General features: G+C 65.1%; 17 protein-coding genes and 2 pseudogenes. 10 read left to right on the top strand and 9 right to left on the bottom strand.

What is annotated here, in order from left to right; all coding sequences use genetic code 11:
* Positions 1–78: 78 nt before the first annotated feature.
* Positions 79–1,161, bottom strand: coding sequence for an IS630 family transposase (locus tag ACVIHF_RS16140; RefSeq protein WP_253604297.1), 1,083 nt, complete (start codon positions 1,159–1,161; stop codon positions 79–81).
* Between the two features lie 204 nt (positions 1,162–1,365).
* Between ACVIHF_RS16140 and ACVIHF_RS16145 the strand changes: the two genes are divergently transcribed.
* Complete coding sequence (locus ACVIHF_RS16145; RefSeq protein WP_057016525.1) at positions 1,366–2,028, top strand: class I SAM-dependent methyltransferase; 663 nt, start codon at positions 1,366–1,368, stop codon at positions 2,026–2,028.
* Positions 2,029–2,051: 23 nt separating this feature from the next.
* Here ACVIHF_RS16145 and ACVIHF_RS16150 read toward each other — a convergent pair whose 3' ends face one another.
* Positions 2,052–3,683, bottom strand: coding sequence for a CTP synthase (locus ACVIHF_RS16150; RefSeq protein WP_057016524.1), 1,632 nt, complete (start codon positions 3,681–3,683; stop codon positions 2,052–2,054).
* Positions 3,684–3,850: 167 nt separating this feature from the next.
* Complete coding sequence (gene secG, locus ACVIHF_RS16155; RefSeq protein ID WP_283061332.1) at positions 3,851–4,240, bottom strand: preprotein translocase subunit SecG; 390 nt, start codon at positions 4,238–4,240, stop codon at positions 3,851–3,853.
* 204 nt (positions 4,241–4,444) lie between these two features.
* On the opposite strand from secG, the gene ACVIHF_RS16160 reads away from it, so the two are divergent.
* Entirely contained in the window at positions 4,445–5,011 is a 567-nt protein-coding gene (locus ACVIHF_RS16160) for a helix-turn-helix domain-containing protein (RefSeq protein WP_456780463.1), read from the top strand.
* Between the two features lie 3 nt (positions 5,012–5,014).
* Positions 5,015–5,545 carry a GNAT family N-acetyltransferase gene (locus tag ACVIHF_RS16165; protein ID WP_456792280.1) on the top strand — a complete coding sequence of 177 codons (531 nt, stop codon included), beginning with the start codon at positions 5,015–5,017 and terminating at the stop codon, positions 5,543–5,545.
* A gap of 223 nt (positions 5,546–5,768) precedes the next feature.
* On the opposite strand, the gene tpiA is transcribed toward ACVIHF_RS16165, so the two are convergent.
* On the bottom strand, positions 5,769–6,521 hold the full coding sequence (tpiA, locus tag ACVIHF_RS16170) for a triose-phosphate isomerase (protein ID WP_456792281.1): 753 nt from the start codon (positions 6,519–6,521) through the stop codon (positions 5,769–5,771).
* Between the two features lie 241 nt (positions 6,522–6,762).
* Here tpiA and ACVIHF_RS16175 point away from each other — a divergent pair, with 241 nt between their 5' ends.
* The 4 genes from ACVIHF_RS16175 (at position 6,763) to moaC (ending at position 11,117) form a co-directional block, all read left to right on the top strand.
* Positions 6,763–8,664 carry a peptidyl-prolyl cis-trans isomerase gene (locus ACVIHF_RS16175; RefSeq protein WP_456792282.1) on the top strand — a complete coding sequence of 634 codons (1,902 nt, stop codon included), beginning with the start codon at positions 6,763–6,765 and terminating at the stop codon, positions 8,662–8,664.
* Between the two features lie 70 nt (positions 8,665–8,734).
* Positions 8,735–9,748, top strand: a complete 1,014-nt coding sequence (trpD, locus tag ACVIHF_RS16180; RefSeq protein WP_028334043.1) for an anthranilate phosphoribosyltransferase — start codon at positions 8,735–8,737, stop codon at positions 9,746–9,748.
* Positions 9,749–9,763: 15 nt separating this feature from the next.
* Positions 9,764–10,585, top strand: a complete 822-nt coding sequence (gene trpC, locus ACVIHF_RS16185; RefSeq protein ID WP_456792283.1) for an indole-3-glycerol phosphate synthase TrpC — start codon at positions 9,764–9,766, stop codon at positions 10,583–10,585.
* A gap of 4 nt (positions 10,586–10,589) precedes the next feature.
* Entirely contained in the window at positions 10,590–11,117 is a 528-nt protein-coding gene (gene moaC, locus ACVIHF_RS16190; protein WP_456792284.1) for a cyclic pyranopterin monophosphate synthase MoaC, read from the top strand.
* Between the two features lie 16 nt (positions 11,118–11,133).
* Here the strand turns inward: moaC and ACVIHF_RS16195 are convergent, their stop codons facing one another.
* The gene (locus tag ACVIHF_RS16195) at positions 11,134–12,351 is read right to left on the bottom strand and encodes an alpha/beta fold hydrolase (RefSeq protein ID WP_456792285.1); all 1,218 of its coding nucleotides are present in this window, start codon (positions 12,349–12,351) and stop codon (positions 11,134–11,136) included.
* Between the two features lie 163 nt (positions 12,352–12,514).
* Here ACVIHF_RS16195 and ACVIHF_RS16200 point away from each other — a divergent pair, with 163 nt between their 5' ends.
* Positions 12,515–13,921, top strand: a complete 1,407-nt coding sequence (locus ACVIHF_RS16200; protein WP_456792286.1) for an FAD-dependent oxidoreductase — start codon at positions 12,515–12,517, stop codon at positions 13,919–13,921.
* 273 nt (positions 13,922–14,194) lie between these two features.
* Positions 14,195–16,928, top strand: a pseudogene (locus tag ACVIHF_RS16205) (bifunctional diguanylate cyclase/phosphodiesterase).
* A gap of 217 nt (positions 16,929–17,145) precedes the next feature.
* On the opposite strand, the gene ACVIHF_RS16210 reads toward ACVIHF_RS16205, so the two are convergent.
* Together ACVIHF_RS16210 and ACVIHF_RS16215 are read right to left on the bottom strand one after the other, a co-directional pair.
* Complete coding sequence (locus ACVIHF_RS16210) at positions 17,146–18,504, bottom strand: S41 family peptidase (protein WP_229163266.1); 1,359 nt, start codon at positions 18,502–18,504, stop codon at positions 17,146–17,148.
* 153 nt (positions 18,505–18,657) lie between these two features.
* Positions 18,658–19,731, bottom strand: a complete 1,074-nt coding sequence (locus ACVIHF_RS16215; RefSeq protein ID WP_456792287.1) for an oxidoreductase — start codon at positions 19,729–19,731, stop codon at positions 18,658–18,660.
* Positions 19,732–20,307: 576 nt separating this feature from the next.
* On the opposite strand from ACVIHF_RS16215, the pseudogene ACVIHF_RS16220 reads away from it, so the two are divergent.
* Positions 20,308–20,493, top strand: a pseudogene (locus ACVIHF_RS16220) (hypothetical protein); the annotation flags it as partial.
* 54 nt (positions 20,494–20,547) lie between these two features.
* Here the strand turns inward: ACVIHF_RS16220 and ACVIHF_RS16225 are convergent.
* Together ACVIHF_RS16225 and ACVIHF_RS16230 are read right to left on the bottom strand one after the other, a co-directional pair.
* On the bottom strand, positions 20,548–20,697 hold the full coding sequence (locus ACVIHF_RS16225) for a hypothetical protein (protein WP_018271828.1): 150 nt from the start codon (positions 20,695–20,697) through the stop codon (positions 20,548–20,550).
* A 417-nt stretch (positions 20,698–21,114) separates the two neighbouring features.
* Entirely contained in the window at positions 21,115–22,026 is a 912-nt protein-coding gene (locus tag ACVIHF_RS16230) for an amino acid ABC transporter substrate-binding protein (protein WP_456792288.1), read from the bottom strand.
* Positions 22,027–22,063 lie beyond the last annotated feature (37 nt).

Below are 22,063 nucleotides of genomic sequence, written 5' to 3' on the forward strand. Positions count from 1 at the left end.
CTCGATGCGGGATGGGCACCGGTTCGCGTGAAGGAAACGCGTCGAAACTAGTGTCCTGAACCAAAAGTTCATGGCATTTTATGCCTTGGCGGGCAGATTGTAAGCGCAGAAGCGTTCGATTGAGCCGAGAATGTCGTCAGCTGATTTGGTCCATCGGAACGGCATTGGGTCAGCGTTGTGATGGTCGATGAAGGAGGCAATCTCGGCCCGTAGCGCCGCCACACTGCGATAGATGCCGCGCCTAATCTTACGCTCGGTGATGAGTGCAAAGAAGCGTTCGACCTGATTGAGCCAGGATGAACTGGTTGGCGTCAGGTGGACGTGCCAGCGCGGCCTCTTTGCCAGCCAGTTGCGGATCAACGGCGTCTTGTGGGTTGCGTAATTGTCCATGACGAGGTGGACGTCCAGATCGTCTGGAACCGCAGCTTCGATCTCATCGAGAAACTTGCGGAACTCTTTGGCACGATGGCGTCCATAGCATTTGCCAATGACCCGGCCGGTTGCGACGTCGAGGGCGGCAAACAGCGAGGTGACGCCATGGCGTTTGTAGTCGTGACTACGGCGCGCCGGCTGGCCAGGTCGCATGGGCAGCATGGGCTGGCTGCGATCCAGCGCCTGGATTTGCGACTTCTCATCGACACACAGTACGATGGCGCGCTCGGGCGGAGCTACGTAAAGGCCGACGATGTCGCGAACCTTGGCGACAAAGTCGGGGTCGGTTGAGAGCTTGAAGGTCTCCAACCGATGCGGCTGCAAGCCGAAAGCGCGCCATATACGCTGTACTGTTGAGACTGACAGCCCGCTGGCCCGCGCCATGCTGCGCGAACTCCAGTGGGTGGCCCCGGGAGGCTGGGTCTCAAGGGTGCGAACGATCACCGCCTCGATCCGGGCATCCTCAATCGTGCGTGGCGTCCCCGATCGCGGCTCGTCCCAAAGACCTTCAAGCCGATGCTCGGAGAACCGCCGCCGCCATTTGCCGACCGTGTCGGGATCGACAGCCAAACGGGCCGCCACGACCTTGCTCTGCTCGCCCTCAGCACAGGCCAGGACGATCCGAGCCCGCAGCGCCAACGCCTGAGCAGTGCTTCGACGCGACGCCAACGATGTCAACTCAGCACGTTCCACCTCATCAAGCTCCAGCGGAGCAAAGCGCCGACCCATCGCCAATCCTCCCCAAATCAGGAGAGTCCGCTATCATCGAGTCGATTTGGAGTCCGCCGAACTTTTGATTCAGGACACTAGAGTCCATTCCGATTCAATCGGAACGGGGCTCTCGCGCAATGTTGTCGCAATGCAGCTCCCGCAAACAAGGCGTCACGCTTCGCATCTGAGTCGAAGCGCCGCGACACTTTGCTGGGAATCCCAATGTCACATGATCTGCTGTCTTTCTTCACGGCGTGGATGGCGGCCCCCGGCCGCGTCGGCGCCATCGCGCCGTCGGGCGCCGCGCTCGCCGAACTGATCACGCGCGACATCAGCGCCGACACCGGCCCGGTGCTCGAGCTCGGTCCGGGCACGGGCGCGTTCACCTATCAGCTGTTGAAGCGCGGCGTGCGCCAGCAGGATCTTACGCTGATCGAATACGGCTCGGATTTCATGCGGCTGTTGCAGCTGCGCTTTCCCGGCGCGCGCGTGCTGTGGATGGACGCGGCGCGCCTCGCCTCTGAGCGGCTCTACGATGGCGCGCCGGTCGGCGCCGTCGTCAGCGGACTGCCGCTGCTCAACATGTCGCCGCGCAAGGTCATCTCGATCGTCGGCGGCGCGTTCAGCTATCTACGTCCCGGCGGCGCGTTCTATCAATTCACCTACGGCATGCGCTGTCCGGTGCCGCGGCCGATCCTCGACCGACTCGGCCTGCGCGCCACGCTGGTCGATCGCGCCATCCTCAACGTGCCGCCGGCCGCGGTCTACCGGCTGACGCGACGCCCGCAATACAAGCTGATGACGCGCGACGGCACGCCGGCGGCTGGTGCAAACGTTTCACCGATCAAGAAAGAACGCCGGACCAGCGAGGACTGCGCCGTGTAGCGGCGCAGCTGACGGCCGCTCAGCTAAACCAGCCGGCTCTGCTTGGCTGCCGCCTCGATGAACGACGCGAAGAGGGGATGCGGTTCAAAGGGCCGCGATTTCAGCTCGGGATGGAACTGGACGCCGATGAACCAGGGATGGTCCTCGTACTCCACGATCTCCGGCAGTACGCCGTCGGGCGACATGCCGGAGAAGCGCAGGCCGTGCTGCTCGAGGCGGTCCTTGTAGGCGGTGTTGACCTCGTAGCGATGGCGGTGCCGCTCGGAGATCTCGGTCGCGCCGCCATAGACCTGCGAGACGCGACTGCCGCGGTTCAGCGCCGCGGGATAGGCCCCTAGCCGCATCGTGCCGCCGAGATCGCCGCTCTGCGAGCGCTTCTCGAGCTCGTTGCCGCGCAGCCATTCCGTCATCAGGCCGACCAGCGGCTCCTTGGTCGGGCCGAACTCGGTCGAGTTGGCGTCCTCGATGCCGACCAGATTGCGCGCCGCCTCGATCACCGCCATCTGCATGCCGAAGCAGATGCCGAAATACGGCACGTCACGCTCGCGCGCGAACTGCGCCGCGCGGATCTTGCCCTCGGCGCCGCGCTGGCCGAAACCGCCGGGCACCAGGATGCCGTTGACGTGTTCGAGGAACGGCGCCGGGTCCTCGTTCTCGAACACCTCGCTCTCGATCCAGTCGAGATTGACCTTCACCTTGTTGGCGATGCCGCCGTGCGACAGCGCCTCGATCAGCGATTTGTAGGCGTCCTTCATGCCGGTGTATTTGCCGACGATGGCGATCGTCACCGCACCTTCCGGATTGCGGACGCGCTCGTTGATGACGTGCCAGCTCTGCAGCGCCGGCGGAATCTTCGCGGTGATGCCGAACGCGGCCAGCACCTCGTCGTCGAGGCCGGCGGCGTGATAGGCCTCCGGCACGGCGTAGATGTTGTCGACGTCGCGCGCCTCGATCACGGCGCTCTCGCGCACGTTGCAGAACAGGCCGAGCTTGCGCCGCTCCTCCTTGGGGATTTCGCGGTCGGTGCGGCACAGCAGGATGTCCGGCTGGATGCCGATCGAGCGCAGCTCCTTCACCGAGTGCTGCGTCGGCTTTGTCTTGAGTTCGCCGGCACTTGGAATGTACGGCAGAAGCGTCAGGTGAATGTAGACGGCGTGATCGCGCGGCAGTTCGTTCTTGAGCTGGCGGATCGCCTCGAAGAACGGCAGGCCCTCGATGTCGCCGACGGTACCGCCGATCTCGACCAGCACGAAATCGAACTCGTCGTTACCCGACAGCACGAATTCCTTGATCGCATTGGTGACGTGCGGAACCACCTGGATAGTGGCGCCGAGATAATCGCCGCGGCGCTCCTTGGTGATGATGTCCTGGTAGATTCGCCCGGTCGTGATGTTGTCGGCCTTGGTGGCCGGACGACCGGTGAAACGCTCGTAATGGCCGAGATCGAGATCGGTCTCGGCGCCGTCGTCGGTCACGAACACTTCGCCGTGCTGATACGGCGACATCGTTCCGGGATCGAGGTTGAGATAGGGATCGAGCTTGCGAAGGCGGACTTTGTAGCCTCTGGCCTGCAGCAGAGCGCCGAGCGCCGCTGAAGCCAGACCCTTGCCGAGCGAGGAGACCACGCCGCCGGTGATGAATATGTACCGCGCCATGGGACTTTACCTTTAATCCGACTCCGGCGATTCGCAAAACGAATCGGCTGTTCCCGGCAAACAATTCGCCGGGCTGTGGGTTGCATCAAACTGGAAGCGATTTCAGAGCATTGATGGGGGTTTCTGATGCAGGATGCCAGCGGGGCATCCTGCATGGCCACCCTGCTTTATTGCGACCGTGGCGCCTGCGGGCCGCTCGGGGCCTGCTGCCCCTGCTGCTCGTCGGCCTTCTTCAGCGAATCGAGGATGCCGCCCGAGGTCGGTGCGTTCATCGGCGTGCCGCCGGCCGGCTGCGTCTGTGCCGGTGCGCCGGTGCCGACGATCGAGCTCGGCTTGCGGTCGTAGCCCGCGTACCAGGACAGGAACAGGCTGGTCACGAAGAAGCCCACCGCGAGGATCGCCGTGGTTCGCGTCAGCAAATTGGCGGTGCCGCGGCTCGACATGAAGCCGGCGCCGCCTCCCATGCCAAGGCCACCGCCTTCGGATTTCTGCAACAGCACGGCGCCGATCATGACGGCGACAATCATGAGGTGGACAATGATAACGACAGTCTGCATCGCAAGCCTTCCGTGACAAGCCGCCAAGCGGCCAGACAAACGGCGCTATCGGCTCTACGGTTTTCGTGAAGTCGCGCCCTGTTACACGATTGCACCGGGCATTGTCACCCCCGAGATAGTCGCACTGTCGACGATCACAAGCGGCGCCGATCGCGGCCCGGCCAGGCCTTGCCGGGAATCGGCAATTTCTACTATAGTAGACAGATGGATACTTTGGTAGACGATCTGAGCCAGCGCCTGGCGCAGCGGATCAGGCTCGAACGCGATGGCCGGGGCTGGTCGCTGGCCGACCTTGCCGAGCGCGCCGGGGTCTCGAAGGCGACGATCAGCAAGATCGAGCGCGCCGAGGTCAGCCCGACCGCGGTCGTGCTGGTGCGCCTCGCCTCGGCGTTCGACCTCACTTTGGCCGGCCTGATGTTGCGCGCCGAAGGCCAGGGCGAACGGCTGTCGCGCGCCGCCGCGCAACCGGCCTGGCGTGATCCGGAAACCGGCTATCTGCGCCGCCAGGTGTTCAGCCGTCCCGACCATCCGGTCGAGCTGGTGCGGGTCGAGCTGCCGCCGAAGCAGACCGTGACCCTGCCCGCCTCCTCCTACGCGCATATCCGCCAACTGGTCTGGGTGCTCAGCGGCAGCCTCGTCATCACCGAAGGCGGCGCACGCCACGTGCTCGCCGCCGGCGATTGCCTCGGATTCGGCCCGCCGGCAGAGACGACCTTCGCCAACGAGACCAACGCCTCCTGCACCTATGTGGTCGCCCTGGCCCGGAGCTGATGCATGCCGCAGTTTTCGATCAAGCCACTCGCCGATGAGCCCGGGATTCGCAGCGCGCTCAGCGAATTGTTGATCGAGACCGTCGCCAGCGGCGGCTCGGTGAGCTTCATGCATCCGCTGTCGCCGGATGACGCCGATGCATTCTGGCAGGACTCGCTCGGCGCCGCCACGCGTGGCGAGCGCATCGTGCTCGGTGCATTCACCGGCAATGATCTGATCGGCACCGTGACGCTTCTGCTCAACCTGCCGCCCAACCAGCCGCATCGGGCGGAAATTGCAAAGATGATGACACGCGTCGCCCATCGCCATCGCGGCGTCGCGACGGAATTGATGCGCACGGCCGAGCAGCTTGCGATCGCGCACGGCCGCACGCTGCTGGTGCTCGACACCGCCGCAGAGGATGGCGCTGCGCCACTCTATGAAAGACTGGGATTTCAGCTCACCGGCATCATCCCGGACTACGCGCTGAAGCCGCATGGCGGCCTCACCGGCACGATGATCTACTGGAAGCGGATCGGCGCGGCGGCGGCCTGAATCCGTAGCCAAGCAGAGATGCCGATGGCAACTGTCTGCGCAACACTGCCAATCCCGTCACCCTGAGGAGCGCCAACGGGTCCGCGCAAAGCGCGGCCCGATGACAGGCTCCGCGCGTCTCGAAGGGTCGACGGCCACCAGCTGGGCCGTCGATCCTTCGAGACGGCCGCGTTGCGGCCTCCTCAGGATGACGGTGTGAGAGCTCGGTGCGAAAGGGGCAGCCCTAACACCCCGCAGCGATCGCCAAAAAGTCCGACGCCTTCAGGCTGGCGCCGCCGACCAGGGCGCCGTTGACATTGGCGACGGCCATCAGCTCGGCCGCGTTCGACGGCTTGACCGAGCCGCCATAGAGGATCCTGATCCTGTTTCCCTCGCCCTTGAAGCGATCGGTGAGCTGACCTCGGATAAACCTATGAACTTCCTCGACATCCTTGGCGGTCGGGGTCAGGCCGGTGCCGATCGCCCAGACCGGCTCATAGGCCACCACCAGGTTGGCCGCGGTCGAGCCGTCGGGCAGCGAGCCCGCAAGCTGGGTGCCGCAGACATCGAGCGTCTTGCCGGCGTCGCGCTGCTCGCGCGTCTCGCCGATGCAGACGATCGCGGTCGACCCGGCGCGCCAGACGGCCTCCGCCTTCTGCCGAATCAAGGCGTCGGTCTCGCCGTGGTCGGCGCGCCGCTCGGAATGGCCGACGATGATCGCGACCGCGCCGAGATCCCTGAACATCTCCGCCGAGAGATCACCGGTGTGGGCGCCCGATGCCTTGGGATGGCAATCCTGGGCGCCGACCGCGACCTTCGAGCCGCGCGCCTTGTCAGCGAACGCCCCGACCAATGTCGCGGGCGGACAGACCAGGAGATCAGCCTTCCCGGCGACATCGCCGGCGCCCGCCAGCATCGCGTCGAACTCGACAAAAGAGGATTTCAGGCCGTTCATTTTCCAGTTGCCGGCGATCAGCGGCCGGATGGCGTCCGTCATGTCGGATTTCCCATCGTTCAAGCGTGTCCCTGCGCTACCAGAGCCGGGCGGCGACTTCCAGAGCGCGGCTTCGCGCACACCGTGCGACGCTTCCACCCGCGCGGCCAAGGTTGCGGGGGCGCTTCGGCCACTTTATGATGGGTTTTCAATCCGGTGACGCCCTGCTGCGGGACAAAAGCCTCGACTTTCAGCTCCCCATTGGGCACGACCCGGTTCCCCTCCTGTAAAACAAGTTGGACCCATGCTTCGAGGAATGCGGAAAGCCTCATCAAACTGGCTCGGCAAGACGATTATGGCCGTGGTGATGGGCGTTTTGATCGTCAGTTTCGGAATTTGGGGCATTGCCGACATTTTCAAGGGGTTTGGCCAGTCGACCTTCGCCAAGGTGGGCGGGACCGAGATTTCGGCCGAGCAGTTCCGCCAGATCTATACCGACCGCCTGCAGCAGCTTGGCCGCCAGTTCGGCCGCCCGCTGACGCCGGACCAGGCGCGCGCCTTCGGCATCGACCGCCAGGTGCTGCAGCAGACGCTTGCGGAAGCCGCGATGGACGAGGAAGCACGCCGCATGGGCCTCAATGTGTCCGACGCCGAGGTGCTGCGCGCGATCTACAACGATCCGAACTTCAAGGGCCTCAACAACCAGTTCGACCCGCAGCGTTTCCAGGCCGTGATCCGCAACTATGGCTATACCGAAGGTCGCTACATCGCCGAGCAGCGCCGCGTAGGCCTCAGGCGGCAGATCGCCGGCACCATCTCGTCCGGGATCGAGCCGCCGAAATCTCTGGTCGAGGCGCTGACCCGGTTCCAGAACGAGCAGCGTTCGATCGACTACATCACGCTCGGCGCCGCGCAGGCCGGAACCATCGATCCGCCCTCGCCCGAGGCGCTCGCCGCCTATTTCGAGGACCACAAGGCCCAGTTCCGCGCGCCCGAATACCGCAAGATCTCCTTCGTCGCCATCACGCCCGAGGAGATCGGCAAGTGGGAAACGGTGTCGGACGAGGACGCCAGGAAGATCTTCGAGGAGCGCAAGGACCGGCTCAGCACGCCAGAGAAGCGCGAGGTCTCGCAGATCGTGTTTCCGGACGCCGGCGAGGCGCAGGCCGCGCGCGGGCGGATCGCGTCGGGCACGTCGTTCGACGACATCGCCAAGGAGCGCAACCTCAATCTGGCCGACGTCAATCTCGGGCTGGTCGCGAAGTCGGCGATCCTCGACCCTGCCGTCGCCGATGCCGCCTTCTCCCTGCCCGCAGGCGAAGTCAGCCAGCCGGTGCAGGGCCGCTTCGGTGTCGCGCTGGTCAAGGTCGGCAAGGTCGAGCCCGGCGCGACCCCGAGCTATGAGAGCCTCGCCCAGCAGGTGAAGAACGAGATCGCCTCCGAGCGCGCCCGCACCAAGGTCGCCGACCTGCGCGACAAGATGGAAGACGAACGCGGCGGCGGCGCCAGCGTCGTCGAAGCCGCACAGAAGCTGAAGCTGACGCCCGTCACCATCGACGCGGTCGATCGCTCCGGGCGGCTGCCGAACGGCCAGGTCGCGACCAACATCCCGCGCGGCCTCGACGTGGTGTCGCAGGCCTTCAACAGCGACGTTGGCGTCGACAACGACCCGATCCAGTTCAACGGCGGCTATGTCTGGTACGACGTGCTCGGCATCACGCCGTCGCGCGAACGCAGCCTCGACGAGGTTCGCGATCAGGTCGAGGCCAAGTGGCGCGAAGACCAGATCTCCACCAAGCTGCGCGCCAAGGCGACCGAGATCGTCCAGAAGCTCGACAGCGGCGCCAAGCTCGCCGACGAAGCCGCCGCTGCCGGCGTCAAGGTCGAAACCGCGTCGAATTTCAACCGCGAGGCCTCGCTGCCTGCCGTGCCGGCAGGCGTGATTGCGGCCGCATTCCGGACCGCCAAGGACGGCGATGGACAGACTTCCGTCGCCGGCGGCAGTCAGTGGGTGGTCTTCCGCGTCACCAACGTGACGGTGCCGCCGGTCGACTTCGCGTCCGACGCGGCCAAGCAGCTCACCGAGGCGCTGCGGCGGTCGCTCAGCGACGAGCAGGTCGCGCAATATGTCACGAAGATCGAGTCCGATATCGGCGTGACCATCAACCAGGCAGCCTTCGCACAGGTGACAGGCGCAAATAATTGAGCATGATCGGGACAGCGCGACGACGCGCTGCGCGGCGATCAAGCTCCAACAACAGACCCTGAGCCAGCGAATGGACGACCTGAAATCGATCATCGGAAAAGTCGCCACCGGCGCCACGCTGACGCGTGAAGAGGCCGCGTCCGCCTTCGACAGCATGATGTCGGGCGAAGCCACGCCCTCGCAGATGGGCGGGCTATTGATGGCACTGCGGGTGCGCGGCGAGACCGTCGAGGAGATCACCGGCGCCGTCACCGCGATGCGCGGCAAGATGCTGCCGGTCACGGCGCCGGCGGAGGCCGTCGACATCGTCGGCACCGGCGGAGACGGCTCCGGCTCGGTCAACGTCTCGACCTGCGCGGCCTTCATCGTGGCTGGCGCCGGCGTGCCCGTGGCGAAGCACGGCAACCGCGCATTGTCGTCGCGCTCGGGCGCCGCCGACGTGCTGGCCTCGCTCGGCGTCAAGCTCGATTTGACGCCCGAACAGGTGGGGCGCTGCGTCAAGGAAGCCGGCATCGGCTTCATGTTCGCGCCCGCGCATCATCCGGCGATGAAGAATGTCGGTCCGACCCGGGTCGAGCTCGCCACCCGCACCATCTTCAACCTGCTCGGGCCGCTGTCGAACCCGGCCGGCGTCAAGCGGCAGATGGTCGGCGTGTTCTCGCGGCAATGGGTGCAGCCGCTGGCGCAGGTGCTGAAGAACCTCGGCTCCGACAAGGTCTGGGTCGTGCATGGCTCCGATGGCCTCGACGAGATCACCCTCACCGGCCCGACCTTCGTTGCGACGCTCGAGAACGGCGAGATCAGGACATCAGAGGTGACGCCCGAGGATGCCGGCCTTGGCCGCGTCGGCGGCGAGGCGCTAAAGGGCGGTGACGCCGATGCCAATGCGATCGCGCTTTCCAGCGTGCTGCAGGGCAAGCCGAGCGCCTATCGCGACGTCGCCCTGCTCAACGCCGCCGCCGCGCTGATCGTGGCCGGCCGCGCCAAGGACCTCAAGGAAGGCGTCGCGATCGGCGCGCAGTCGCTCGATAGCGGCGCTGCCGCGGCGCGGCTGAAGCATCTGGTCGCGGTTTCGAACGGTTAAGCAAGGCGCCAAGCGATGTCGGACATCCTGACCAAGATCGAGGCCTACAAGCGCGAGGAGATCGCCGCCGCGAAGCGCGCCCATCCGCTCGCCGAGGTCGAGGCGCAGGCCAAATCGGCCTCGGCCCCGCGCGGCTTCGTCCGCGCCCTCAAGGACAAGCATGCGCGCGGCGACTACGCGCTGATCGCGGAAGTGAAGAAGGCCTCGCCCTCGAAGGGCTTGATCCGGGCCGACTTCGATCCGCCCGTGCTCGCGAAGGCCTATGAGGCCGGCGGCGCGGCCTGCCTGTCGGTGTTGACCGACGCGCCCTCGTTCCAGGGCCATCTCGACTTCATGGTTGCGGCCCGCGCGGCGACCAGCCTGCCGGTGCTGCGCAAGGATTTCATGTTCGACACCTATCAGGTAGCGGAAGCGCGCGCCCATGGCGCCGACTGCATCCTGATCATCATGGCCGCGCTCGACGACGCGGCGGCCGGGGAGATCGAGGACGCCGCGCTCGGCTATGGCATGGACGTGCTGGTCGAGATCCATGATCGCGCCGAGCTTGACCGTGCCTTGAAACTTCGCTCGCCGATGATCGGCGTCAACAACCGCAATCTGCGCACCTTCGAGACCACGCTCGCGACCAGCGAGGCGCTGGCGCCGCTGATCCCGCGCGACCGCCTGATGGTCGGCGAGAGCGGCATCTTCACGCCGGACGATCTCGCCCGGCTCGAACGGGTCGGGATGTCGACCTTCCTGGTCGGTGAAAGCCTGATGCGGCAGCAGGACGTCACCGCGGCCACCCGCGCCTTGCTGGCGCGGCAGGCCGCCCCGCGCGCCACCGCAACGCGCTGACGCAATGGCGCGGAACAGCAAGGGCAAGACCAAGGCCGAGCCGTCCGGCTCCGGCACCGCCCTCACCCATATCGACGCCAAGGGCGACGCGCGGATGGTCGATGTCTCGGCCAAGCCCGCGACCGAGCGGACCGCGGTCGCCGAAGGCCGCGTCGTGATGAGCAAGGCGACGCTGGCGCTGATCGAAACCGGCCAGGCCAAGAAGGGCGACGTGCTTGCGACGGCGCGCATCGCCGGCATCATGGCGGCGAAGCGGACCTCGGAATTGATCCCGCTCTGCCATCCACTGGCGCTGACCAAGGTCACGATCGAGATCACACCCGACCGCAAGCTGCCCGGCTGCATCGTCCGCGCCAGCGTCAAGGTGACGGGGCCGACCGGCGTCGAAATGGAGGCGCTGACCGCGGTCTCGGTCGCATGCCTGACGATCTACGACATGGTCAAGGCAGTCGATCGCGGCATCCGCATCGAGGGCATCCACCTCGTCGAGAAGATCGGCGGCAAGTCGGGGCACTATCGCGCCGGCGCTTGAATTTTTTGGCGCCCGACTACTCGAGGAAATCGCATATCTCGGCGACAAAACCGGGCCATGCAGGTTCGTCTGGAAGCAGAATATGATTGCGGCTTTCAAGCGGAACGAACCGCGCATCCGGAATAGCGTGCGCGAGTGCCAGGCCTTGATCGAACGGGACCAGTGCATCGTCGCGGCTGTGCATGACGAGTGCCGGCGCCGCGATGTGTTGCAGCGCCTCGGAAACGTCAATGTCGCCAAAGGCCAGGAATAGCGCCGCAGCGTTCTCCGGCGATGTTGAAATGCGCTGCACTTCGTTGAAGTCGCGCATTTGCTCCTGCGTCGCGTTTGGATGCACCAGCGAGGTGAAGACCTGACGGAATGCCGGCGTGTCTTTGCCCCACCCTTCCCGGATCAGAGTCGCGAGAGCTTCGCACCTGGCAATCTGGTCCGGAGCGCCCCGTTTGCGAAAACCGCGCGAGTATCCGCCGTGCAAGACGAGGCGCGCCACGCGATCGGGATGTCGCGCGGCATACGCGATGGCAACCGCAGCGCCCTGCGATATGCCGAACAAGGCGAAACGCTCCAGCGACAGTGCATCCACGACAGTCTCAAGGTCCTGCACGAGGGCCGCAAACGAGAAGTCGGCGACGCGCCAGTCGGACAAACCGTTACCGCGTTGATCGTATCGAACCAGTTTGTGCCGAGGAGCCAGTTGAGCGAAGAGCGGACTCGAAACCTCCATTTGCCAGTCATGCTCGACATGTGTCAGCCAGCTCGCCGTCTTGACGATGGGAGAACCTTGGCCAACGCTCGCCGCGGCAAGATAGACGCCATCCGCCGATTTGCAGAACGTGATCTCCTCGCGCAATCCAAGTTCCTTGGGCGGCCCCGACGCACCTCTTGGAAAACGGGGCGAGGCATGTTCTGAGGCTGCTCGTGTCTCCTCCTGCTGCACCTCACCGACAAAGCGGATTCCACGCCGCGCGGCTGTCCGAATATATCGCTGGTTGACGCCGTCATCCCCGACGGCGCGGCGAGCGGCGTTGATGCGGCTGGCTATCGTCGAGTCCGAGACGATCCGGCCGCACCAGACCGAGGTCACGAGATCATCTTTGGAAACAATCCGATGACGTTGCCGAACGAGGTACAGAAGCAGATCGAAGACCTGCGGTTCGATGGAAATTGTTTGAACGCCGCATTGCAGCTCGCGTCGCCCCGCATCCAGAACGTAGTCGCCGAACTTGAAGCGCATAAGGCCCCTCAGGGGTGAGCTTGGCTCGCATACAAATCACAAGCTTCTCAAGCGAAAATCAAGGCTTTCTGAAAGGCAATACCACGGTCGTTTGATAACGCTAAGGTCGGGATTTGGCTCGCCCCGCGCTCCGGAGCCATCCACGGCAGCAAGGGGAGAAGACATGAGCAAAATCCTGGTTTGCGGCGGCGGCGTGATCGGGTTGTGCGCGGCGATGATGCTTGGCCGCGACGGCCACCGCGTCACGGTGCTGGAGGCCGACCCCGAAGATCAACCTTCGACCTCCATCGAGGGCTGGGATTCGTGGCAACGCCCCGGGGTTGCCCAATTCAGACAACCCCATAGCCTCCATTCGCGATTTCGGATGATCAGCGATCGTGAACTGCCAGGGCTCACGGACGGCCTGCTTCGCGCCGGATGCGTCTGGGTGGATTATCTCGACTGTCAATTCCTTCCCCCAACGATCACGGACCGGGCGCCGCGTCCGGGCGATGAAGCGATGCGATGCATCGCCGGGCGCAGGCCGACCGTCGAATGGGCGGTGGCCGCGATGGCGCAAACGGCGCCGAACGTGACCATCCGCCGGGGCGTGAAGGTTCGCGAATTGATCACGGGCAGATCGGCCATGTCAGGGGTGCCGCATATCGCCGGGGTCCGCACGACGTCTGCCGAAGAGATCCGCGCCAATCTGGTCGTGGACGCCATGGGACGGGGGAGCCCGGCCCGCGAATGGATCCTCAATGCAGGTGGCCGCAGTCCGATCGAGGAAGCCGAAGATTGCAACTTCGTCTATTTCGGACGCTATTTCTCGGGGCGGCAACGGCCACGCAGGATGGGCAGCACACTCACGCCAATGGGCCTGGTCTCGATCCTGACGCTGGACGGAGACAACGACACCTGGTCGGTCACTCTGTATACCTCGTCGAAAAACAAGGCGATGCGCGCCTTGCGTGATCCGGTCACATTCCATCGCGTCGTGTCCGCGTGCCCGCAGCACGCCCACTGGCTCGATGGGGAGCCGATCACGCCAGTCCTTTTGCTGGCGGGAGTTCTCGACCGGTACCGGCGGTTCGTCGTCGACGACCGGCCCGTCGTCACGGGATTCGCCGCTGTCGGTGACGCGTGGGCCTGCACGAACCCGTCCGCCGGGCGGGGCTTGAGCGTCGGTCTTCTGCACGCGCAGGTGCTCCGCGATGTCGCGCGCCGGCATATCAACGATCCCGAAGCGTTCACCCGGGACTACGACGCGGAGACCGAACGCCAGGTCGGTCCGTTTTATCGAAACCAGATCGCCGCCGACCGCGCGCGCGTCGCCGAGATGAACGCGCTGGACGAAGGTTTGCCGATGCCGGCGCCCAATCCGGTCATGGCCAGGCTTCTTGCTGCCGCATCCCACGACGCCGATGTGTTTCGCGGCATGCTTGAAATCGCGATGTGCGTTGCACTGCCTCAGGAGGTCATCGCCAGACCGCATGTCGCGGCAAAGCTGGCCGAACTGGACGACCAGCCGTTGGCGTCGGCTCCCGGCATCATCGATCGACGTCGGATGGCAGCGCTGCTGGACGGCTGATCTTCGAACTGCCGCGCCGCCCAAGCATTCACTGCCTGACTTCCGGCGCGTGGCAATTCTGTGGAATCGCGACGAGCATGATGCTGAGGCGCACTCTGAGCCGTTGCGCCATAGCGCAAATGCGGCGTGAGCTCTGCTCCCTCGCCGCCCTCATCAACCATTCGTTAACCAATCTCGCTAACCCGCGCTCCATTTCGATTGGATACGACTTTCGCGGGCCGGGGGTGCACGAAACCTACTTCCGGGTGAAACACCTGGAAGCGATTGCGGCACATGAATCCAAACGGCAGCGCCTCGTTCAACATCACCTCGGTGATCGGCAGCGGTCCGATCCGCTGGCTGATCCTCGGCGGCGCCGTGCTGATGGCCGCGATCGCGATCGGCGCTACGCTGATGGCGGAGAATTTCCGCGATCGCGCCTTGCACAACAGCGAGCGTGAGCTCGAGAACACCGTGCTGCTGCTGGCGCGGCATTTCGACCAGCAGCTCGACGATCTCGAGGTCGTCCAGCGCGACCTGATCGCGTTCATGCGCGACAATGCAATCGCGACGCCGGAGAATTACAGGCGCCGGATGTCGGCCGCCGACATCCATGCGATGCTCAAATCCAAGATGGACGCGCTGTCCAATGTCGGCAGTCTCAACGTGTTCGACGCCGACGGCGTTCTGATCAACAGCTCGGGCGCCTGGCCGCTGCCGCAGGCCAGCATTGCCGATCGCCCCTATTTCCAGATCTTCAAATCGAGCCCCTATTCGCCCGACATGCAGGTCGCGCCGGTGGTGAGGCCGCGTCACCGGAAACTGGACCACCGTCATCGTCCGCAAGGTCACCGGTCCGCATGGCGAATTCCTCGGCGTGGTCGGCCGCGGCATCGAGCCGGCGACCTTCGAGAAGTTCTTCTCCACGGTGGCGCTCGGCGACGGCGCCGCGATCTCGATGCATCATCGCGACGGCACGCTGCTGGCGCGCTATCCCCATGTCGAGGAGCTGATCGGGAGGAACTTCCGCAACGGTCCGGTCAATCAGCAGCAGGTCTTCGAGCAGCCGCAGAGCACGACGCGGCTCGCCAGCCCGGTCGACGGCAAGGACCGCCTGGTGTCGTCGCGGGCACTGACCAAATTCCCGATCGTCGTCGTCGCGACAAGCACTACCGAGGCAGCGCTCGCCAACTGGCGCGAGCAGATCGGCATCCTGATCGCGGTGACCAGCATCTCGGTGCTGGCGATCGCGATCCTGCTGACGCTGGTGGTGCGCAAGCTGGTGCAGCAGCATCGCGCCCAGCAGCAACGCCTGACGCTGGAGAAGCTGCGGCTCGACACCGCCGTCAACAACATGACGCAGGGGCTGTTGCTGTTCGACGCCGCGCAGCGCCTGGTGATCTGCAACAGGCGCTATATCGAGATGTACGGGTTGTCGGCCGACATCATCAGGCCCGGCTGCAGCTTCCGCGACGTCATCGTGCATCGACACCGGACCGGATCGTTCCAGGGCGACGTCGAGCGCTACGTCAATCTCGTGCTGCGCGACGTCGGCATCCGCAACACCATGGTGATCACGACGCCCGACGGGCGCTCGATCCAGGTCGTCAACGAGCCGCTGGCCGACGGCGGCTGGCTTGCGACCCACGAGGACGTCACCGAGCGCCGCCGCGCCGAGGAGCGCATCACGCATCTTGCCCACTACGATGCACTCACCGACCTGCCGAACCGCGCGCTGTTCCACGAGGAGATCAGGCGCGAGCTGCCGCATGTCACGCCCGACAGCCAGCTTGCGGTGCTCTATATCGACATCGACGAATTCAAGGGCGTCAACGACTCGCTCGGCCACATGGTTGGCGACGAGCTTCTCAAGTCCGTGGCGCGGACGCTGAGCGGCGTGATCGGCGAAGGCGATTTCGTCGCCCGCCTCGGCGGCGACGAGTTCGCGATCGTGCAGACCAGGGTGAAGAGCGAGGCCGAGGTCGCCGACCTCGTCGCGCGCATCTACGAGGTGATCCGCGCGCCCTATCAGTGCCTCGGCCACCAGGTCACGACCGACGCCAGCATAGGCATCGCCTTGGCGCCGAAGGACGGCACCGATCTCGACCAGATCATGAAGAACGCCGACCTTGCGATGTATGCGGCGAAGTCGGCCGGCCGGCGCGTCTTCCGCTTCTTCGAGCCGGCGATGGATGCCGACGCCCGCGCCCGCCGCGAGCTCGAGATGGAGTTGCGGCAGACGATCGCCGCCGGCAGCGGGCTCGAAGTGCATTACCAGCCCTGCGTCGACCTGCGCAGCAACGAGATCACCGGCTGCGAGGCGCTGGTGCGCTGGCGTCATCCACAGCGCGGCATGATCTCGCCGGCCGAATTCGTGCCGATCGCGGAAGAGACCGGCCTGATCAACCAGCTCGGCGAGTGGGTGCTGATGACGGCCTGCAAGGAAGCCGTGAACTGGCCCGACCACGTCAGGCTCGCCGTCAACGTCTCGCCGGTGCAGTTCCGCAGCGGCACGCTGGCGCTCAAGGTGATCGCGGCGCTTGCATCGTCGGGGCTGTCAGCGAGCCGGCTCGAGCTCGAGATCACCGAGGCGGTGCTGATCCGCGACGACGAGACCGCGCTGGCCGCGCTGCACCAGCTGCGCGCCATCGGGATCAGGATCGCGCTTGATGATTTCGGCACCGGCTATTCGTCGCTGAGCTACCTGAAACGATTCCCGTTCGACAAGATCAAGATCGACCGCTGCTTCGTCACCGACATCGCCGATCCGCAAGGCTCGGCCGGCATCGTCGAGGCCGTCGTCAACATCGCCGCCGAGCGCAGCATGACGACGACGGCGGAAGGCGTCGAGACCGCGCAGCAACAGCAATTGCTCCGCGAGCTCGGCTGCTCGGAGATGCAGGGCTATCTGTTCAGCCCGCCAAAGCCCGCTGCCCAAATCCGCGAGCTACTGGCCGGGCACCGCCGCGGCCCCGCTGCGGGCGCGAGCACGGCGCGGCGGCGCAAGCCGGTCGCCGGCGCGGCGTAAGGCTGCTCGGAAGTCGGGAGCCCGAGGGGCGCCCGTACGATTTCGGAATTTTGGAAGAATACCCTGTAATTGCCCGACGTGTCAAATTGCTTGGTCGAGCGTGCTTGGTCGAGCGCTGCTTGGTCGAGCGCCAGCCGCCACCGGCTCCTTTGCATGGGGTTGTTTTCGATATTTTGGCAGCTGCGTAGCCCGGATGGAGCCATCCGGGCTACAGGTTCTAGTTCGGCACCGGCCGCTTCTGCGCGGCCTTGGTGTCGGCGTTCTTGGCATCGGCGTTGACGGTGACGCCGCGCAGCTGGTTGAACGCCGCGGCCAGCGCCTTGTCGTTCTTCTCGTCCGGCGGGACGTAGGATTGCGAGCCGGTCTGCTCGGCGCCCTCGGCGGAGAGATGGCCGCGCATCGAAGCCTCGCCCTTGATCTCCGAGCGGGTCTTGAACTCGTCCGGCACGTCTTGCAGCACCTCGATGTCGGGCTTGATGCCGAGTGCCTGGATCGAATGGCCCGACGGCGTGAAATAGCGCGCCGTGGTCAGCGCCAGCGCGCCATTGCCGGTGCCGAGCGGAATGATGGTCTGCACCGAGCCCTTGCCGAACGAGCGGGTGCCGATCAGGGTCGCGCGCTTGTGGTCATGCAGCGCGCCGGCGACGATCTCGGAGGCCGAGGCCGAGCCGCCGTTGATCAAGACGACGAGCGGCTTGCCCTTGGTCATGTCGCCGCCATGCGCGGTGAAGCGCTGGGTTTCCTCGGGATTGCGGCCGCGGGTCGAGACCACCTCGCCGCGCTGCATCAGGGTCGAGGTCACCGAGACCGCCTGGTCGAGCAGGCCGCCGGGATTGTTGCGGAGGTCGACGACGTAGCCGGCGAGCTTGTCCTGCGGGATCTGCTTCTGGATATCGCCGATCGCCTTGCGCAGACCTTCGGTGGTCTGCTCGTTGAACGAGGTGATCCTGATATAGCCGATGTCGCCGCCCTCGACGTGATACTTCACCGGGCGGACGCGGATGATCTCGCGCGTAATCGAGACCTCGATCGGCTTGTCGGCGTCCTTGCGGATGATCTTCAGCCGGATCGAGCTGTTGGGCGCGCCCTTCATCTTGTTGACGGCCTGGTCGAGCGTCATGCCCTGGATCTGGTCATCGTCGATCGAGGTGATCACGTCGCCCGACATGATGCCGGCGCGCGAGGCCGGCGTGTCGTCGATCGGCGCCACCACCTTGACGAAGCCGTCCTCCATGGTGACCTCGATGCCGAGCCCGCCGAACTCGCCATGCGTGGTCTCCTGCATCTCCGCCCAGCCCTTCTCGTTCATGTAGCGGGAGTGCGGATCGAGCGAGGAGATCATGCCGTTGATCGCGCCCTCGACGAGCTTGGAGTCCTCGGGCTTCTCGACGTAGTCGGTCTTGACCTTCTCGAACACCTCGCCGAACAGGTTGAGCTGCGAATAGGTGTTGCTGTTGTCGGAATGCGCGGCGGCGTTGGCGACGGCGAACAGATGCGCGCCCTGCGGCGAGGCCACGAGCAGGGTGAGACACGCGCCCGCGACCGTCCCGAGCAAGAAGCCAACATGTTTGCGCATTATCCGTGATCCCTTCGCTAACGGCCGGCAACGTTTCGCAACATTCGGCCCCACCCCGACGCGGGGCACCACACAACGGCTTTTTGGTCGGATCAAGGCCGCCTTGTCACCGGACCATTACGGTCCTGTCACGGTGCCCGGATCGGCCTCTTGTCAGCCCCCTGTCAGCCTTTCGTCGGCCTTTGGCCCAGTCTCCCGCAACCCGTTCTGCCAGGTCGACGGCTGGGTGCCGAATCCGCGCTTGGCCCGCGTGCCCAGCCAGTAGCCGAACTGCGGAGGAACATTGCGGAACGGCCCCTCGACGCCGAGCTTGAGCGCGGCGTCCATCGGCCAGTTCGGGTTATTGAGGATTTCCCGGCCGACCGCGATCAAATCTGCTTGTTTATCACGCAGGATTTGTTCGGCCTGGTCCCCGTGGATGATCAGGCCGACCGCCATGGTCATGATATCGGCATGGGTGCGGACATATTCCGCGAGCGGCACCTGATAGTTGTATTTGATCTCCCTGCCCAGGATCGGCGCCATCTCGCTGATTCCGCCCGATGAGCAGTCGATCACGTCGACGCCCTTCGCTTTCAGGATCCTGGCGAGCCGCGCGCTCTGCTCCGGGCCCCAGCCGGCGTTGTCCTCGACCGACAGCCGCACGAACAGCGGCTTGTGATCCGGCCAGTGCGCCCGCACCGCCTCGGTGACCTCGATCAGGAAGCGCATCCGGTTGGCTTCCGAGCCGCCATATTCGTCGCTGCGCTGGTTGGAGCGCCCGGAGAGGAATTCGTGCACGAGATAGCCATGGGCGCCGTGCAGTTCCAGCACCTCGAACCCTGCCGCATGGGCGCGTCGTGCCGCCTGCCCCCAGGCTGCGACGAGGTCCTTCACCTCATGCGTGTCCAGCGCGCGCGGCACCGGCCAGCGCTCGCTATGGGCGATCGCGCTCGGCGCCACCGGCGTCCAGGCATCCCAGTCCTCGTCCTCGATCTCGGCGGTGCGTTCGAGCGGGCGATCGCCCTCCCAGGGCCGGCTCGCGCGCGCCTTGCGGCCGGAATGGCCGAGCTGGATGCCGGCGACCGCATTCTGCTGCTTGATGAAGCCGACGAGGCGGCTGAGCGGCGCGATGAACTTGTCGTCCCAAATGCCGAGATCGCCGATCGTGCCGCAGCCGCGCCGCTCGACCTTGGTCGATTCGACGATCACGAGACCGGCGCGCGCCGGCGGCGAACTTGCCGGCATTCATCAGATGCCAGTCGGTCGGAAAGCCCTTCTCGGCGGAATACTGGTGCATCGGCGGCACCACGATGCGGTTCTTCAGCGTGACGCCGCGGATGGTCATTGGCGAAAACAGCAGCATGTCGGACATCGCTTCCTCATTAGGCGTCGTTACCCGGCGTGCGGGACCGATCTTGTGTTTGGCGCGGACGATATACGCACCGCGCGATGGCCGATAGAGGCGCGCCGGCGGCCGCAATTGGCCACTCGAACGGATCGCGCCAGGTTCGCGATGCCTGTTCCCTCGCGGCGATTTTTCGCGCGCACAGGAAATGATGATCGCGATGCGTGTTGTCCCCGGTAACCCGAAGAGGGACACTCATGAGAACCCGCACAATCGCACTGCTCATCGCCGGTGCCATGGGAACCGGCCCGATACTGGCGCAACACGCGGTTGCCCAGAACCTGCAAAACGAGGCCGACAAGGGTGCCAAGACCCGCAACTCCGGTGTATCCGGCTATGTCGGCGATCAGGACAGGCCCGGCGCGGCCGCAACGCCTCCGGGGCGCCCCGACACGGCCGCCGGTTCCCCAAACGCCACGACGTCCCCGAACGCTCAAAGTTCCGGAACCGGAATCGCCGGCGCGCCGGGCAACAAGAGCGGGCCGCCCGCCAAGCAAGGCACGGTCGGCTCGAACTCGCAGAACCTGCATGTCCAGGAACAGGATCCGTCGAACATCAAGGGACAACCAGGCAACAAGAGCGGCCCACCCGCAAAGCGCTAGGCTACGCGCCATGCTGACCAGGCGGCCGTGAACCGGGATCGAGTCGCTCAGATATTATTGAGCGGCCTTCCGGCTCGCGGAGAGATCGGTTGGGCAATTTGCGCCGCATTCAATCGATTTCTTCTGGTCGGCAACGCGCCATACCAGCAACGCGACCAGGACAATGATGGTGACGGTGAGCTTGGCCAATGCGTCGTGGTTCAATGTCGGCTCCGCAGAACAATCGGCATAGCGAAAAAAAATCAGCTGCAAGCAGAAATGTGACCCCGGCACCCTTTGGGGCCGAAGGCCGACGCTGGAGACGTCCACCAGGCCCGCATTCGATTCGGGCCGGCCGACGTCATGATGGTACGGTCCTGGCGCGGTCTGCAAGCTTCTCAGTCTGCATGGCAGCATGGCACGGCCGGCCGCAGCCTGTTGGAACATTGTCATCGATGTGCGGTTCAGTGGTTGTCCTCTGATTCATTGCCCCAGAGGCACACACCACCTCCTGCGGCCCCAGCCGTCACGCTGGGGCCGTAAATCATTGGAGGTGCACCCGGACTGCCGCTCGGCGCGGGGGTGAGCGCAGCGGCTTCCGAGAACCACAATCGATTTGCGCTGGCACACCCGCAAGTGACGCTACTTGCCGACCTCGTACACGTCGGGATCGAAGCTCGAACTCGGATGGGCGAACGCGTGGCGCAGCGCCGACGACATCGGGACGTTGTAATTGATACCTTTCGGCGGGGTCGGCGCTTCCAGCCACTTCCTGTACATGACCTCGATCTCGGGGCTCTTGTAGAGCTCCGCCGTGGCGCGGTCGGCGAGCGCCTTGAACGGGGTGTCCTCCCTGCGCAGCATGATGCCGAACGGCTCTGCCTTCGAGAACGCCTCCTCGCTGATCATGTAGAGCGAAGGCTGCTTCGATCGCGCGATCGCAACCGCAAGCTGGACGTCGTCGAGCGCGTAGGCCTGGGCGCGATCGGTCTCCAGCATCAGGAACGCCTCGGCCTGGTCCTTGGCCGGGAGAACGTTGATGCCGAGCTTGCGTTCGGTGTTGACCTTGATGAGCTGCGTGAGGTTCACCGAGCCCGCAACGGCGGTGACGGACTTGCCCTTGAGGTCGTCGATCGTGTTGATGCCAGCGGATTTCTTGGCGGCAAACCGTGTCGCGCTGAGGAAGTGCGTGTTGGTGAAGGTCACCTGCTTCTGGCGGTCCGCGCTGTTGGTGGTCGCCGAGCAATGCAAGTCGATCGTGCCGTTGACCATCAGGGGAATGCGGTTCGACGAGGTCACCGGGAGGTAGTCGACAGCGATGTCAGATACGCCGAGCTCCTTCTTCACGGCATCGACGATCTTCAGGCAGATGTCGAGCGCAAAGCCGATCGGCCGCTGATTGTCGTCGAGATAGCTGAACGGAACGGAAGCCTCCTGAAAGCCGAGCGTGACCTTCTTCGTCTCCTTGATCTTCTGCAGCGTGCCCGACAGCTCCTCGGCCGCCGCGGGGCTTGCCGCGAGCGTGAGGGCGAAGAAGATGGCGGGCAAACGCATCGGCGGCTCCTGTGCGGTGATCAGGCGGCGGTGATAG

The sequence above is a fragment of the Bradyrhizobium sp. USDA 4506 genome (assembly GCF_054058795.1).

What these genes read in the sequence shown, in the direction of transcription:
- ACVIHF_RS16140 (WP_253604297.1), bottom strand. Translation starts at nt 1,161, where the DNA reads ATGGGTCGGCGCTTTGCTCCGCTGGAGCTTGATGAGGTGGAACGTGCT.
- ACVIHF_RS16215 (WP_456792287.1), bottom strand. Translation starts at nt 19,731, where the DNA reads ATGCCGGCAAGTTCGCCGCCGGCGCGCGCCGGTCTCGTGATCGTCGAA.
- moaC (WP_456792284.1), top strand. Translation starts at nt 10,590, where the DNA reads ATGGCGCGGAACAGCAAGGGCAAGACCAAGGCCGAGCCGTCCGGCTCC.
- ACVIHF_RS16175 (WP_456792282.1), top strand. Translation starts at nt 6,763, where the DNA reads ATGCTTCGAGGAATGCGGAAAGCCTCATCAAACTGGCTCGGCAAGACG.
- ACVIHF_RS16165 (WP_456792280.1), top strand. Translation starts at nt 5,015, where the DNA reads ATGCCGCAGTTTTCGATCAAGCCACTCGCCGATGAGCCCGGGATTCGC.
- ACVIHF_RS16200 (WP_456792286.1), top strand. Translation starts at nt 12,515, where the DNA reads ATGAGCAAAATCCTGGTTTGCGGCGGCGGCGTGATCGGGTTGTGCGCG.
- trpC (WP_456792283.1), top strand. Translation starts at nt 9,764, where the DNA reads ATGTCGGACATCCTGACCAAGATCGAGGCCTACAAGCGCGAGGAGATC.
- ACVIHF_RS16150 (WP_057016524.1), bottom strand. Translation starts at nt 3,683, where the DNA reads ATGGCGCGGTACATATTCATCACCGGCGGCGTGGTCTCCTCGCTCGGC.
- secG (WP_283061332.1), bottom strand. Translation starts at nt 4,240, where the DNA reads ATGCAGACTGTCGTTATCATTGTCCACCTCATGATTGTCGCCGTCATG.
- trpD (WP_028334043.1), top strand. Translation starts at nt 8,735, where the DNA reads ATGGACGACCTGAAATCGATCATCGGAAAAGTCGCCACCGGCGCCACG.
- ACVIHF_RS16230 (WP_456792288.1), bottom strand. Translation starts at nt 22,026, where the DNA reads ATGCGTTTGCCCGCCATCTTCTTCGCCCTCACGCTCGCGGCAAGCCCC.
- tpiA (WP_456792281.1), bottom strand. Translation starts at nt 6,521, where the DNA reads ATGACGGACGCCATCCGGCCGCTGATCGCCGGCAACTGGAAAATGAAC.
- ACVIHF_RS16210 (WP_229163266.1), bottom strand. Translation starts at nt 18,504, where the DNA reads ATGCGCAAACATGTTGGCTTCTTGCTCGGGACGGTCGCGGGCGCGTGT.
- ACVIHF_RS16145 (WP_057016525.1), top strand. Translation starts at nt 1,366, where the DNA reads ATGTCACATGATCTGCTGTCTTTCTTCACGGCGTGGATGGCGGCCCCC.
- ACVIHF_RS16160 (WP_456780463.1), top strand. Translation starts at nt 4,445, where the DNA reads ATGGATACTTTGGTAGACGATCTGAGCCAGCGCCTGGCGCAGCGGATC.
- ACVIHF_RS16195 (WP_456792285.1), bottom strand. Translation starts at nt 12,351, where the DNA reads ATGCGCTTCAAGTTCGGCGACTACGTTCTGGATGCGGGGCGACGCGAG.